General features: G+C 48.6%; 13 protein-coding genes and 1 other RNA gene. 5 read left to right on the forward strand and 9 right to left on the reverse strand.

What is annotated here, in order from left to right; genetic code table 11:
- Window positions 1-192 precede the first annotated feature (192 nt).
- The 4 genes from KO512_RS16965 to hemC are packed head-to-tail and all read right to left on the reverse strand — an operon-like array spanning window position 193 to window position 4,427.
- Entirely contained in the window at window positions 193-1,449 is a 1,257-nt protein-coding gene (locus tag KO512_RS16965) for a heme biosynthesis HemY N-terminal domain-containing protein (RefSeq protein ID WP_215953534.1), read from the reverse strand.
- The gene (locus tag KO512_RS16970) at window positions 1,449-2,714 is read right to left on the reverse strand and encodes a uroporphyrinogen-III C-methyltransferase (RefSeq protein ID WP_215953535.1); all 1,266 of its coding nucleotides are present in this window, start codon (window positions 2,712-2,714) and stop codon (window positions 1,449-1,451) included. The genes KO512_RS16965 and KO512_RS16970 overlap by 1 nt, the downstream gene beginning before the upstream one ends.
- A complete protein-coding gene (locus KO512_RS16975; RefSeq protein WP_215953536.1) occupies window positions 2,711-3,493 on the reverse strand; it encodes a uroporphyrinogen-III synthase in 783 nt (260 codons plus the stop codon). Before KO512_RS16975 ends, KO512_RS16970 begins: the two co-directional genes overlap by 4 nt.
- Window positions 3,486-4,427, reverse strand: coding sequence for a hydroxymethylbilane synthase (hemC, locus tag KO512_RS16980; protein ID WP_215953537.1), 942 nt, complete (start codon window positions 4,425-4,427; stop codon window positions 3,486-3,488). The genes KO512_RS16975 and hemC overlap by 8 nt, the downstream gene beginning before the upstream one ends.
- A 185-nt stretch (window positions 4,428-4,612) precedes the next feature.
- On the opposite strand from hemC, the gene argH reads away from it, so the two are divergent.
- The 3 genes from argH (at window position 4,613) to KO512_RS16995 (ending at window position 10,368) form a co-directional block, all read left to right on the forward strand.
- Complete coding sequence (argH, locus tag KO512_RS16985) at window positions 4,613-6,010, forward strand: argininosuccinate lyase (RefSeq protein WP_215953538.1); 1,398 nt, start codon at window positions 4,613-4,615, stop codon at window positions 6,008-6,010.
- 215 nt (window positions 6,011-6,225) lie between these two features.
- Window positions 6,226-8,208 carry a methyl-accepting chemotaxis protein gene (locus KO512_RS16990; RefSeq protein ID WP_215953539.1) on the forward strand — a complete coding sequence of 661 codons (1,983 nt, stop codon included), beginning with the start codon at window positions 6,226-6,228 and terminating at the stop codon, window positions 8,206-8,208.
- Between the two features lie 171 nt (window positions 8,209-8,379).
- Entirely contained in the window at window positions 8,380-10,368 is a 1,989-nt protein-coding gene (locus tag KO512_RS16995; protein ID WP_215953540.1) for a methyl-accepting chemotaxis protein, read from the forward strand.
- 71 nt (window positions 10,369-10,439) lie between these two features.
- Here KO512_RS16995 and KO512_RS17000 read toward each other — a convergent pair whose 3' ends face one another.
- Window positions 10,440-10,952, reverse strand: coding sequence for a glycine cleavage system protein R (locus KO512_RS17000; RefSeq protein ID WP_252735085.1), 513 nt, complete (start codon window positions 10,950-10,952; stop codon window positions 10,440-10,442).
- Window positions 10,953-11,262: 310 nt separating this feature from the next.
- Between KO512_RS17000 and KO512_RS17005 the strand changes: the two genes are divergently transcribed.
- Complete coding sequence (locus KO512_RS17005; protein ID WP_215953541.1) at window positions 11,263-12,183, forward strand: AEC family transporter; 921 nt, start codon at window positions 11,263-11,265, stop codon at window positions 12,181-12,183.
- Window positions 12,184-12,503: 320 nt separating this feature from the next.
- On the opposite strand, the gene KO512_RS17010 is transcribed toward KO512_RS17005, so the two are convergent.
- The 4 genes from KO512_RS17010 to KO512_RS17025 all read right to left on the reverse strand — a co-directional run bounded on the left by KO512_RS17010 (window position 12,504) and on the right by KO512_RS17025 (window position 13,963).
- The gene (locus tag KO512_RS17010) at window positions 12,504-13,109 is read right to left on the reverse strand and encodes a 5-formyltetrahydrofolate cyclo-ligase (protein WP_215953542.1); all 606 of its coding nucleotides are present in this window, start codon (window positions 13,107-13,109) and stop codon (window positions 12,504-12,506) included.
- Window positions 13,110-13,134: 25 nt separating this feature from the next.
- A non-coding RNA gene (gene ssrS / locus KO512_RS17015) (6S RNA) lies at window positions 13,135-13,313 on the reverse strand.
- A 156-nt stretch (window positions 13,314-13,469) separates the two neighbouring features.
- Complete coding sequence (locus KO512_RS17020; RefSeq protein ID WP_215953543.1) at window positions 13,470-13,757, reverse strand: cell division protein ZapA; 288 nt, start codon at window positions 13,755-13,757, stop codon at window positions 13,470-13,472.
- Complete coding sequence (locus tag KO512_RS17025; protein ID WP_215953544.1) at window positions 13,754-13,963, reverse strand: cell division protein ZapB; 210 nt, start codon at window positions 13,961-13,963, stop codon at window positions 13,754-13,756. Before KO512_RS17025 ends, KO512_RS17020 begins: the two co-directional genes overlap by 4 nt.
- A gap of 139 nt (window positions 13,964-14,102) precedes the next feature.
- Between KO512_RS17025 and KO512_RS17030 the strand changes: the two genes are divergently transcribed.
- Window positions 14,103-14,696 (forward strand): UPF0149 family protein, encoded by a 594-nt coding sequence (locus KO512_RS17030; protein ID WP_215953545.1) that lies wholly within the window; start codon window positions 14,103-14,105, stop codon window positions 14,694-14,696.
- Window positions 14,697-14,702: the final 6 nt, after the last annotated feature.

The following is a 14,702-nucleotide window of genomic DNA, read 5'->3' on the forward strand; positions in this document are numbered from 1 at the left end:
GATTATCCGTTGATAATTAACGTGATTATTGCCAAGGCTATTATCTTAGCAATATATCTTGTAATAGATAGCTGTCGTGAACGACAGGCTGTTATTTCTTAACGCTGAGTTGCTAACGCCTATAAAAAAAGAGAGCCAATGGCTCTCTTTTAAACATGCTTTCTACTGCGTCTCGCGACGCGTATCAATGCGTTAAAGTGGTGTAATCTTGGTACTGGTACTGGTATTTGGCAGTGGCAAGGCAGGAAGACCTCCACCGATCACACTTAGGTGCTGATCCATTAGCTGGCGCAGTTTATCCGCTTCACCAAGGTTTTTCAGCAGTCTAGCAAGCTCGCTGAGGGTTTCGGCTTTAGGTCTTTGCTCCAAGCTTTGCTCGAAATAGCTAACCGCTTTGCCCCAGTGCTGATTGCGTTGTGACAGGCGTCCGAGTGTCAGTAGTAAGTCCGCATTCAGTGGATCATCTTTTAGCCAGCGATGAGCCGCTTCAAGCTGCTTCTTGGGATTTTCACCTTCGATGCGGCCATAGAGGTTGATCAGTTCATTATCACCGTTACGATTGATCAAATCTCGAAGTACCGGCTCTGCTTTGGCTTCTGCGCCGATACTAACAAGCAGGTGGGTGTAATGGCGGGCTAAGACATCATCTTGAGTTAGCTGGCCGGGCATATTGTGCCAAGTTTCTGCGAGTGCCTTACGTTGCTCGTCGGGAGAACTACCTTCGATGATGCTCTGTTCTAATAGCTTTTGATAGCAGAGCTGTTCGGTTTCGAGCAGCTTCTCGGGTTTCATCGCTTTGCTTTTGCGTAGTAGCGGAATCAAGTCTTTCACTGCCTGCCAATCATGTAGCTGAATATAGACTTTGTTCAGCAGTTTCATGACATAGGTGTTTTTAGGCGCTTTCTTTCGCAGGCTTAGCAGTGTCGCGAGGCTGGGTTCGAGTTGGCCGCGGGCTAAAAGTGTCTGAGCTTGGTTAATACCAACGGCAAGTTCAGCTTCTGGAGTCGCTGTTCTGGCTTTTTGTAGTAGTTCATCGCAAGCTTTTTCGTCACCCTGTTCTTGGGCCGCATGGGCGGCTGCCAGATAGTTGATCAGAGGTAGGTCAGCGTTCTCTGCGGACATAGAAAGTAGGCGTTGAGCTTTCCACCAGTTACCTTCCGACAGGGCGATCAAACCTTTTAGGGTCTTGTCATGGGCGATACGGCTTTTACGACTACCGCTCCAGAGACGCAATCGAGTACCGGATTTGAGGGAACGATTAAATAAGTTAATACCCCAGTGAAGTGCAAAAAATAGCACCACGATCAGCACCAAAAAGACCCAGAGGCTCATTTCGATGGTGGTTTGTCCGTAGGCAAACAGGGTATAACCTGAATCCTGAATCATTTTCTGGCCGATCCAAGTCCCAGCAAAGAGGAATAGTAGCAGCAGGATAAATACGCGTTTCATCAGGCAGCTCCCTCTTTCAACTTACGCATCGCTTTGACGTAGTTCTTAAGGGCCGCGAGTGAACCCGAAATGTTAGGCATTTGTGGTGCTACATCAACCTGTTCCAATTCTTTCAAGGCTTTCAGCAGGGCTTGGGTGTTGCTGTCATTCTGCTCAAAGTAGGTGCCGACCCACTGCTGCGCCTTGGTTAAGCTATTGAGGTAGCTTTTAGGCTTACGCTGCAATAATGAGAGCTGTGCTTGCTCGAGCATCAGGTGCAGGTTTTGCTGCAGATAATAGCTTTGTTGCGGAGAGAGCAGAGGCTCGACCGGCTCGCTACGATCTTGAATAACAATCAACTGGCTAGCTTTATCGGATAGCGTCGCCCATGCCTCTTTGATATCGCTACTCCAGCTGGAGGCAAACTCTTCGCTATTCATCTGATCCAGTAAGTCCGGCAGTTTGTGCTGCTCGGTTAGCGGGATCACTTGCAGTTGATCGACCTGAGTGCTGAGTGCGCCGAGTCGTAGGAAAACGCCTTCGGTATCGAGTTCAGGCACGGCTTCGAGTGCTGCGATATCGGCGGCGACCGCTTTACGAATCTCATAGATGGTGACATCGTCGGTTTCGCTAAGAATCTTATCAGCAGAGCGTAGTAGTTGCAGTGCGCCGCGTGGAGTTTGTTCCATCAGCACCCGTTGGTTTGCCAAACGCAGCAGATATTCAACTTCGGCTAGCAGCCAATCTTCACGGTTGTTGTTCTGCGCGGCGGTGACTTGCTGAATACTCTGCGTCAGTCGCTTCTGCAGTTCGTTAACATTGGACTGATCCTGCGAGGCTTTATTTTCGAGCGCTGATAGCTTCTGACTTAAAGCGCTGATCTGTTGCTCGAACTGTTGTTGGCTCTTAGTCAACGCACCATTGAGTTCGGATGTGGTATTTTGCTGGCTTTGTTGCAATTGGTCGCCGGACTGAAGCTGCAACCAGTAAAGATAGGCTACGCCAGCAATGGCGAGCAGTGCTAATAGCAGCGCTATTCTGCCTGCCCAACTCGCTTTGGCTTTCTTAGGCGTCTCTTTTTCAGGAGGAGAGGCTTTCGGTTCGTTATTGTCCGCTGTCTTATCGGATGCTTTGCTTGGCTTATCCTCAGACGGCTTAGTGGATGCCTTTTTTTTGCTAGTATCAGGCTTATCGGCGGGGGCAGAATCCTTTTCGATCAGCTCTCCCTCAAGCACTTCTTCTGGTTTATCTGAAGTGGCTGGATTGTTATTCCCGCTTTTTTTCATGTTCTGTCATCCATATCGATAGTCGATAAAACTGTTTTTGCCATTGCCTGATTATCGGGTCCGCTGGCGGTAATTACTCGAGTATAGCCTAACTCGGCTGCGATTCGGGCGACTCGTGCACTAGGTACAACCATTGTTGTATATTTTAGCGTCTTAAGTGCGTGGTCGTTGATCAGTTGAGTTAGGTTATTCACCGCTTCTCCGCTGGTCAGCAGGACCGCAGCGAGAGGCTTATCTAAGATAGTACCCATGATCTGCTCAGAGGTATAGTGGGGCATGCTTCGACGATAAAGATCGGCGTAGTCAATTCGGGCACCTCGCAGGCGTAACTGCTCGGCAAGTGTTTCTCGACCGCCTTCGCCACGCATGATCAATATTTTTTGTTCGCTAATGTTCTGTAATAGTGGCAGCGATAATAAAGCCTCAGAATCATAACCGCTGGGAGAGCGTTGCGCCGTGATGCCATAGCTTTCGAGTTTAAGCGCGGTTTGCTGACCAATCGCGAACCATTCAATACCAATAGGGAGTTGTGGCCAGTATTGATCGATCAGCTCCATGCCGGCGGTCACTGCATTAGCGCTGGTGAAAATGACCTGGTGGTACAGATCGAGATCCATAATGCGGCTTTTTAACAGCGGAAAGGTTGGATCCGCTTCGGCAATCGGCGTGATGTCCAGCAGCGGTAAGGGGACCGGGTCGATACCCATGCTGGCCAATAACGCTGTTTGGCCCTGAGCTTGATGTTCAGGGCGAGTGACGAGTACCCGGGGTTTAGCCATTTTGCTTGTACACTTCTGCGAGGATCTTATCCGCACCGGCCGCCAGTAAGCGCTCTGCTAGTTCAATGCCCATCTGTTCAGCATTGTCCGGGTGGTTGCGTAGTTCGTCCCGCAGAATTTCTGTGCCATCGGTGCTAGCCACTAAGCCTCTTAGGTAGAGTTCGTCGTTGGCCTCGTTGAGAGTGGCGAAGCAGGCGATGGGTACCTGACAACCCCCTTCTAAACGGCGGTTCATGGCGCGTTCTGCCGTTACTCGGATGGCGGTGTGTTGATCATGCAGTGGTTTTAGCAGGGCGAGTGTAGTGGCATCATCGCTGCGACATTCGATGCCAACGGCACCCTGTCCGCCAGCGGGCAGACTGTCTTCAGGAGTGATTTCACTGGCGATTCGGTCAGCCATTTTAAGTCGTATCAGCCCAGCGGTAGCCAGAATGATCGCATCATATTGGCCTTCATCCAGTTTTCGTAGGCGGGTATTTACATTGCCACGCAGGGTGTTGACTTGTAGATCAGGTCGTTTCGCTTTGATCTGTGCTTCGCGGCGCAGCGATGAGGTGCCGACGATCGCGCCCTGTGGTAACTCATCTAGGGTTTTATAGTGGTTGGAGACAAAGGCATCGGTTGGTTTTTCCCGAGGGCAGATCACGGCTAGTCCAAGTCCTTCAGGGAACTCCATCGGCACATCTTTCATGGAATGTACGGCGATATCGGCCTCATTGGCGAGCATGGCAACTTCCAGCTCTTTAACAAACAGACCTTTGCCGCCAATTTTAGAGAGTGGTGAATCCAGTAGTACATCACCCTTGGTGGTAAAGCCAATGAGTTCGACAGTGATACCCGGGTGGAATTTCTCTAACTCGGCTTTAACATACTCCGCCTGCCAGAAGGCAAGTGGGCTTTGGCGGGTGGCAATACGGATTACTTTATCGGTCATACAGGATCCTGGAGGGCGGTTGCCCGGTCAGCTACGCAAATTATTTTTCGATTTTAGCAGATATGCAGGCTGGTAACAGCTGATCGGGCATGCGGTTGGGGGGTGGGTTGCTGTATAATGCCTGCCATTGATTTAGGACAGGGTCCGCTTGCCGTCGGTGCGGATGACAGATGTGAGGTTTCAGCATGAGTGAAGAACAAACCAACCAGCAATGGGGTGGCCGTTTTAATGAACCAACGGATGCCTTCGTTGCGCGCTTTACGGCATCGGTACAATTCGATCAGCGGATGTATAAGCAGGATATTCAGGGCTCTGTCGCACATGCGAAGATGCTCACTAAAGTGGGTGTGTTGAGTGAAGCAGAATGCGCCGATATTCTTCAGGGGCTGAGCGAAATTCAGTCTGATATTGAAAATGGCAACTTTGAATGGTCAATAGCACTGGAAGATGTGCATATGAACATTGAAGCGGCGCTGACGAAAAAGATCGGTATCACCGGTAAAAAACTACACACAGGCCGTTCACGTAATGATCAGGTCGCCACCGATATCCGTCTCTATGTGCGTGAAGAGATCGATAATGTGCTGGCTGAGATTACCCGTCTGCAACAGGGCATCATCGGCTTAGCGCGTCAAGAAGCAGAGACGGTTATGCCGGGCTTTACCCATTTACAAACGGCCCAGCCGGTGACTTTCGGGCACCACCTGATGGCGTGGTTTGAGATGCTGAGCCGAGATTATGAGCGTTTTGTTGATTGTCGTAAGCGGGTCAATATTCTGCCATTAGGTGCTGCGGCGCTGGCAGGCACGACTTACCCGATTGATCGTCATCTTACGACTGAGCTGTTGGGCTTTACTGCACCGACCGAAAACTCACTGGATTCGGTTTCCGACCGAGATTTCGCGATTGAGTTTTGTGCCGCCTCTAGCATCATGATGATGCATATGACCCGTTACTCTGAAGAGTTGGTGATGTGGGCATCGGCGCAGTTTAACTTTATTAACCTGCCGGATCGTTTCTGCACAGGCTCCTCTATTATGCCGCAGAAGAAAAATCCTGATGTGCCTGAGCTGGTACGCGGTAAGAGTGGTCGTGTCTATGGTCATCTGATGTCGCTGCTGACACTGATGAAGTCGCAGCCACTGGCTTACAATAAAGATAACCAAGAAGATAAAGAACCGTTATTTGATGCAATCGATACGGTTAAAGGTTGTCTGCGGGCGTTTGCTGATATGGTGCCGGCGATTGAAGCAAAACGTGACAACATGCGTGAAGCGGCCCTGCGTGGTTTCTCTACAGCGACAGATCTGGCGGATTATGTGGTACGCAAAGGTATTCCCTTCCGTGATGCCCATGAGATTGTCGGCAAAGCCGTGGCTTACGGTATTGAGGAGAGCAAAGATCTCGGCGAGATGAGTCTGGAAGAGCTGCAGCAGTTCTCGGATCAGATTACCGATGATGTGTTTGATGTGCTGACACTGGATGGCTCGGTTAGTGCTCGGGATCATATTGGTGGTACCGCTCCGAACCAAGTACGTCAGGCCTGTGATCGTGCTGAGCAGATGTTGGCGCAACGTGGCTAATATTTAAAGGTTTTATTCAGGCCCACTATGGTCAGCCATAGTGGGTTTTTTCGTTTTTACTACCCAAGTTGGGTTATTAAGATAAGTTTCCGCTGAAAGAACCGAGTAGATTGATCGATTAAGCGTTAGACTGAATAAATTTAATATGTAAAAAGTGCTTTGTTTTCAAGGTGTTTTGTTAACACAACGGATGGCAACCTGGTGCTGGAGTACAGATGAAACTTAATATCACTCATAAAATGATCGTCGGTTTTATTCTTATGGTCGTGTTTATCATCGTTGTAGGTGTCGGTGGCTTTAAGGTTATTCAGTCTGTTTCATATAAGTTTCAACATGTTACTCAGCATGTTGTGCCCTCGTTAACCGATGGTCTACATCAGTTAGTTCGCTTGGAAGAGGCGAATAATGAGCTGTTTGCGGCTTTATCACAGCGTCAAGTTAGAGAGTTGAATCAACAGCGAGAGCTGTTTAAAGAGCAGTTGGACGCTTTTCAGGCGGATCAGCAAGCGATAGCTGAACGGGTCGCTGATAATCCTGAGTTGATGGCTGAATTAGACCGGGTGAGCGCATTGATTGGTCAGTACTTTTTGTTGGCCGACAAGGTATTAGTCGAGCAGCGGAACATTCTCGATAATGAGCGACATATTATCGATGCAGATATTCAGGTGCGTAAGTTGGATAACTCTTTGTCCGGTGCATTGAGCAAGCTGCAGGTCGATTATGCAGGCACGCCCGTTGCTAAGGCGGGTAAAGATTTGAGTAAAACTCTGCGAATATTTCGGACTCGGTTGATGAATTTTAACCGCACTCGAAGCATGACTCGGTTGGATAAGTTTCTGCAGACCAAGCAGGGTGATATTCCTAGCGGCTATGAAAATATTATTCGTCTAGGGGGTCGGTTTACCGCTCAGCAAGAAGATGTGATGGCGTTTGAGCAGCACTTTTATGGTGATGCGGGGCTGATCGCATATCTACGGACAATGGACAAGGCTGAGAATGCTCAGGCGTTACGGCTACAAAGCACTTATCAACTGATCAATCAGACCCGCTCAGCGGTTGAAGCGTTTATTCATAAGAATCATCAAATACTGGATCAGGCACAGGCTCAGGCAGATCAAGAAGCGTATGTGGGACGCTTGTGGATTATTGGTTTATCGGTCGGTGCCGTGATCTTTGCACTGATTATTGCCGTTGTTTTGGTGCAGACCATTCGGGTGCCGTTAGCGCATATTCATCAGGGGTTGAGTGCGTTTCGCAAAGGCGACCTAGGGGTGATATTTGAGGTTCAGCGTGAAGATGAATTCGGTGATTTGAGTCGCTATCTAAACTCGGTGGTAACCGAGTTGCGGGATATATTGCAGAAAGTCGCGGAGGGTGCTGAGCGACTGTCGACGGTGGCTAATAGTAATGCGGCGGTCAGTCAGCAAACGACCCAAGCGCTGAATCAGCAGACGATGACGTTAGAGCAGACAGCCGCTGCAGCTGTGGAGATGGAACATAGCGTTTCAGAGGTGGCGACGCACAGTAAAACAACCCTGCAGGCGGTGCATGAATTTGAATCTCTAAGCCAGCGGGTGAGTCAGCAGATGCTGGATACCATTACGAGTATCGAAACCCAAGCAGTAGGTATTGATCAGGCGATGGGTGTGAGTGCGGAGATGGCAGCGTTTGGCGAACAGATTGTAATGATTCTGACCACCATTCAGGATATTGCCGATAAAACAAACCTATTAGCGCTAAATGCGGCGATCGAGGCGGCTCGTGCCGGTGAGCAGGGACGTGGATTTGCGGTAGTGGCCGGTGAAGTGCGCGGTTTGGCTGGCCGTACTCGGGATTCGGTGCAAGATATCCAAGAGATGGTGGGGAATATGCAGAATGCGATTGTGCGGGTATCCGAGGTGATGGATCTGAGTTATCGGCAAACGCAGAACTGTGTTGAGCAGGCAGGCCTATCGCAGAATGTATTAAGCAGCATGAATGATTCCGTGGCGCACATCAGAGATCTAAATGTGTTTATTGAAAGTGCTGCAAATGAGCAGGCAAGCGCTGTCGCTGAAGTGAGTCAAACGCTGGTTGAAATTAATACCGCCGCGGCTGAAATCTCACAAGGGGCGGTGATCGCCTCAGAGAGTAGCCAGCAGTTACTCGATGTAGCACAACAGCAAGAAACATTACTTGCGCGTTTTTCAAAAAGCTAATCTCCACCGCTGGCGATCGTTGTCGTGCATATGAGTTCTCTTTGACGGTTTAGGTTTAACTGATTTTTTCTATATTTCCCTTGGTTTTCATGGCTTTGAACGCAGAGACTGTGTTCAGAGTTAATGGGCTGGATAAAACAAAATAATAAAAGTGATAGATAGGAGTAGGGCATGAGATTGAATGTCACCCATAAGCTGACAGCTGGGTTTGCTTTGATGGTTGTTTTTATTGTCATTGTCGGCGCGGGGGGCTTGCTGGGAAGCCGAGCTATCTCAAATCACTTTTTTACCGTATCCGATAAGGTGATTCCCTCGTTGTCGGGCAGTTTCCAACAGATGGTTTACCTAGAGGAGGTTAACTCCGCTCTTTTCTCCGCCCTGTCACAAAACCGGATTCGAGAGTTGAGTAAAAAGGTAAAAGAGGTTAAGGCGAAAATTGTTAAGTTTAACGAAGCTCAGGCCCTTGTCGCTGAGAAAGTGGCAGATAAGCCGGAACTTAAAGCGACGTTGGAAGAGGTTGAAGCGGTCAGTCAGCCGTTTTTTGAGATCACTCACAAGGTGATAGCCGAACGTAAACAAGCATTGATTCTGGAGTTTCAAACTCGTCAGGCGGAGATCGACTTTCAGTCATTGGGCAATACGCTGAATCTGTGGACCCAGTCACTGTATGAAAATGAGGTCGCTCCCGAGGTGCTTGATAAAGCACAGGAGCTCAATGTTGCTTTTAGAATGCATCGCTTTCAGCTGGTAGATTACCAACGCACCCATGATATTGAAAAACTGCAGCAATCCTTAACCGACAGTAAGGGTGAATTGATGCAGGCGTTTACGGCGATTGAGCCGTTCGCCCCTAATGCGCCGTTACTCAAACGGACGATCACCTCTATTAAAAACCACCTCTACGAAGAGGGGGCCTTAGTGGATTATTATCGTCAGCAAGAAGCGGCGGATAAAGCATTAGTTGAGAGTCTGAATAAGACGGATAACCTGATTACTCAGGCCCGTGCAGCGATGACGGCGTTTATTGAAGCGAATCATCAGTTGGCGGGTAATGCACGAAACGAAGCGCAAGAACTGGTTAACTTTAGTCATATCGGGATCATGGGTCTGTTGGTGGGCTCCGTGATTTTTGCGTTGATTATTGCGATTGTCTTGGTGCAGACGATTCGAGTTCCGTTAGCGCATATCCATCAAGGGCTGAGATCTTTTCGCCAAGGTGATTTGAGTGTAGTCTTTGCGGTTGAGCGTGAAGATGAGTTTGGTGAACTGAGTCGTTACCTGAACTCAGTCGTTGAAGAGCTGCGTACTATTTTACAAAAGGTGGCAGAAGGGGCGGAACGACTATCGACGGTGGCGAACAGTAATGCGGCGATTAGTCAGCAAACCACGCAGTCGATGGACCAACAGAGTATGAAGTTGGAGCAGACATCATCGGCTGCTGTTGAGATGGAGCACAGTGTTGCCGAAGTCGCCGATCACACTAAAACAACCTTGCAGGCGGTGCATGAATTTGAATCCTTAAGTCAGAGTGTGAGTCAGCAAATACTGGATACCATTGGCAGTATCGAGACTCAGGCTAATGGTATTGATCAGGCGATGGGCGTTAGTGCCGAAATGTCGGCGTTTGGTGAGCAGATTGTGATGATTCTGACCACCATTAAGGATATTGCCGATAAAACCAATCTGTTGGCGTTGAATGCCGCGATTGAAGCGGCACGAGCGGGTGATCAGGGGCGGGGATTCGCGGTGGTGGCGGATGAAATTAGAGGGCTGGCAGGCCGCACTCGAGCTTCGGTACAGGATACCCAAGAGATGGTGGGTAATATGCAGGGCGCGATTCAGCGGGTTTCCGAGGTGATGAACCAGAGCTTTAAGCAATCACAAAACTGTGTTGAGCAGGCGAGTCGGTCGCAAAATGTGTTGCAGTCGATGAATGATGCGGTGGCGCATATTCGTGACCTAAATACCTTTATTGAAACCGCAGCAAATGAGCAAGCGCAAGCGGTCGCGGAAGTGAGTCAGACGCTGGTGGCCATTAATTCTGCGGCGGCTGAAACCTCTCAGGGCGCGGTGATCGCTTCACAAAGTAGTCAAACCTTGCTGGATGTCGCTAAGCAGCAGCAAACACTGCTGGGTAGGTTCTCTATCGGTCACTCGTAGTCGGTTTAGGCTAAACAAAACCCGCCAATTAGCGGGTTTTTTTGTTAGCTTCGGGGCTTACTTTAGGGTGCTCAGTTTAGTGTGATATCAACCATTAGGTCGTTGGCAATGGCTTCCAGTGATTGCTGCAGATCATCCAGATCAACACCGGCGGGTACGGTAAGGTCGGCATCCGCTTTGAATAGCTCTTCGGCCGACATTGAGCCGCTGACCAGTTCTGTTGAGAGGCGTTCAACATTGATATTAAAGCGGCTGAGTGCCTGAGATATCTCGCGGACGATGCCGGGCTTGTCATGGCCAATTAGCGCCAGTGTAATATTGTTGCTGTCGGCTGAGGTTTCATATGTTGGGCTACGTGCAACGATGACTCTGAGGCCTTGTGATTCGAGCTTTTGCAGTGCTTCGATCAGTGTTTCAGCTTTTTCTTCGGCCACCGAGACAATCAGAATACCGGCAAATTTACCCGCTAGACGAGACATGCTGCTTTCTAGCCAGTTGCCGCCATTATCCACGATAGTTTGGGAGAGGAGTTCCACAAGACCGGGTTTATCTGGGGCGATGACGGTCAGTACGAGAGGTGTCATGATTGTTTGCTCCTTAAAAGGTATTCAGACGGCGCTTGCTGTCTTCGCAATGGCGGAGGGTAATGCTCGTCTGTACGGTATATAGGGTTGAACCGTTAATGTGCAGGGTTAACTATCATACGCTTGAGGTTATCAACGGCTATGGTGAAGGATCGTTGAAATATCGTTGTATCGCTGAAAAAGTGCTGACAACGTTAAGGGATCATCCCATAATTCAAACCGTCCTGCTATCGGGACTGAAACCGTAGGCCTCGGTCGAGAACTGCCTGATGGTTAATTTACACAAGCTTCTAATGGATTATAAACACAGATGAGCGAGATTCTCACGGCCTTATGGCCGGTTTTTGCATTGCTATGTGTCGGGCATATTATCAGGCGTATAGATTTTCCTGGTGATGGTTTTTGGGAACCCGCCGAAAAGTTAATCTACTTTCTGCTATTTCCGTTGTTATTAGTACATAAGCTGAGTCTGGCCGATGTCGGTGCGGTGCCTGTGTCGGATGTTGCCTTGGCTGTGGTTTTGTTATTGTCTGCCGGGACAGTGGTTTTATTGGCTATACAACGATTAAAACCTTTAGAGAACAGTAGTTTTACGTCGGTGTATCAAGGGGGAATACGTTTTAATACCTATGTTGGTCTGGCGGCGAGCGCGGCGATATTTGGTGATAGCGGGGTGGCGATTGCTGCGGTGATGATTGCGGTCATGATACCGTTGTTGAACCTGCTCTGTGTTTTGATTTTTAGTATGTATACCCGCAAAGACGCAGGTTATGTGAGTGCCTTGTGGGCTATTGTGAAAAACCCGCTGATTATTGCCTGCTTTATCGGCATATTTCTGAACCTGTCGGGTATCGGCTTGCCGTGGGCGGTGGCATCGGTTGCAGGCTTAGCCAGTGGTATGGCGTTGCCGCTAGCTTTGTTGGCGGTGGGAGCGGGTCTTAACCTGACCGCTTTACGTAAAGCGGGTGGTGCTGTGGTCTACAGTAGCGTGGTGAAGTTGTTGCTGTTTCCTGCGGTGATGCTGCTTATCTGTATATTGTTTATCGACTCTCCTGAGGTTGCTCAAGTGTTATTGCTGTTTAGTGCGCTGCCAACGGCGCCTTCTGCTTATGTCTTAGCACGGCAATTAGGTGGAGATGCGACGCTAATGTCGGCGATCATTACCGGTCAAACATTGCTCTCAATGCTGATAATGCCGATAGTTTTGTCGATTTTCCCGTATTTTTTGTGAATTTCTGTAAAAATATGGAACTTTTCCTCGTTTTTTAATGTCTTTTATAAAGCTTTTAAAGCATTTGTCGATAAAGTGCGTATAACTTCTTAAAAATACATTGTAAAAATGGTTGTTTTTTTTGTTCTGTATGTAAGAATATATGCGCTTTAACTTAGTGAACTAAACTTTTTCGAGCAGTAAAAAAAATGAAAAAAGGGCCGGATATCGTTGTAGTACTGGTGGCTGTATTTATTTTGGGTACAGTGTTTACCGGTGTCAGTCATGCTGATATCGAATTTGTATCTTTGGTAGGACAAGCTTTTAATAACTAAAGATCGTTATCGGGTGGCGTGGTAAAAGCGTTTCTCGGTGGCAACTCCTTCCAATGGAATATCCCAGCTTTCTGTTTTAAGTTGATCTACTTTCTGTAGGTCATGCGCCAGTCCAATCAGGCGCGTTCCTCTACCGTTACGCCAACCCTGCTTAAAAGAAAAGGTTCGGTCATAATATCCACCACCCATACCTAGGCGTCCGCCCTCTTCATCAAAGGCAACCAACGGCAGTAATACGAGATCCAAAGCCCAAGCAGGGCGTCGTGGTGCCTGTACTAAGGCGGGCTCTTTAATGCCATAAATATTGTTATCTAAAACGGTATCTTTGGTGTATTCGATAAACCAGAGGCGGTTATGACGCACGGGGTGAAGTACGGGTAAAAAACATCGCTTACCGAGTTTGCGGCAGTATTGAATCACCTGCTCGGGGCTGATTTCACCATCGCTGGCAAGATAGAGTGCAATGGTGCGGCTACGGCGAAATTGGGATAGTCGACGAATAGTCGAAAGTAAACCTTGAGCGTGTTGGCGCTGTGTAGCCGGTGGTAAGTTACGGCGCATTTTACGCATCTGACGACGCAGGTTTTTTTTAAAATCGCTGGCTTGCTTCATTGATTGTCACGACAGGAAAGGGAAAAGACTCCCCAGGGTTACGGCGCTGGATCGGCCCTGAACCCGAAGGTTCAAGGTGGCAGCTTCAGATTAAAATTAGGCTTTCCGGCAAGCGGACATGCACATCAGATAACCAAGAAGCTTCCAAGGGTGTGATTATCGGCTCAAGGGACTAACCAGAACTACCAATAACCTCAGGGAGCTGATCTCATTATACCGCTCTAGCATGGAAAGTCAGCCTTGAATTAAAACTTTAATGTGCTATTGCGAGAAATAATGGGGTATTTAATCAGATGAAAAATAAGGTTATTTTTGTTGGTTGAAAAATATTCAAGCTGAGACGCGTTACTTGGCTCGAAATTATTCAGGCAATGCTTTTTCAAGCAGTAAGCTCAGATGGTTGAGACGTGAGTTAACCGCCTCACGCTCAGCGGTTTGGTTGGCTTGCAATTCGTAGGTAATATTTAATGCGGCCATGACTGCAACTTTTTCTGAGCCGATGATACGTCCACCTGCACGAATATCCTGCATCTTTTTATCGAGATAGGCTGCTGCTTTTAGCAGTTCTGCTTCTGCTTCGGGGGGGCAGGCGACGACATACTCTTTACCTAGCAGGGTTACGGAGATATTGCGGGGAGAACTGCTCATGCCTGCTGCTCCAGCGTTTTAAGGCGACTGATCATCGCTTCGAGTTTCTGATCGGTCTGATTAGCGACGTGCAAATGTTGATGCCGCTCCTCTTTCAGGGCAGAAATTTGTTGTTGCAGATCCTGATTAGACTGCTCAAGTTTCTGGCAGTGCAGGATCAGCTCATTAATCTGTTGTTCCAGTTTATCGAACGCTTGCGCAGACATAGGTATCAGACTCAATTATCAGAGAGCGTATAATAAGCTGAAAATGGCTGGTAATCGAGTGCTGTTTCGTGGTGCCGCTGTAGTTGAAGTGCTAGGATATGAATCCTGAAAAGTTAAGCCGATACAGAGTAGCGCCTCCATGCCTGAAACCCAGTCCCCAGAAGACTTTCTTCCCGAATATTATGAAATATGTGATGTACTGATCGCCGAAGACAGTATGACCAGTAGTGCCGCCGAATTACACGGTTTGCTGTGCGGCTATCTTGCCGCCGGTGCTCGATTTAGCCACGATGCTTGGTTAAAGCTGGCAATGGAGCTGACCGACATCACTGAGTTTCGCCATGAGTCATCGAAGTTGGCGTTTACCGACCTCTATGATGGTGTGGTGGCACAACTTGAACAGAGCGATTTCAGTTTTCAGCTGTTGCTGCCTGATGATGATCTGTCGATGGCCGAACGGGCAGAAGCCTTGGGTTGCTGGTGTCAGGGTTATCTGAGCGGCTTTGGTCTGCAAGGTGGGCATACCAACGAGTCGCTTTCCAGCGAGTTGAAAGAGGCGCTGGCGGATATGGCGCAGATTGCCCAGATTGAACTGGAGCCGGATGCCGATGAAGACAATGAGGCGGATCTGATGGAGCTACAGGAATATGTACGTATCTCTTCTATGATGATTTATGGCGAGTTCAATGCCCCGCCGGAACAGGAGTCTGCATCAGGTGCGACTCTTCACTAACAGGGA

The organism is Amphritea atlantica, from assembly GCF_018860855.1.
Taxonomy (GTDB): domain Bacteria; phylum Pseudomonadota; class Gammaproteobacteria; order Pseudomonadales; family Balneatricaceae; genus Amphritea; species Amphritea atlantica_A.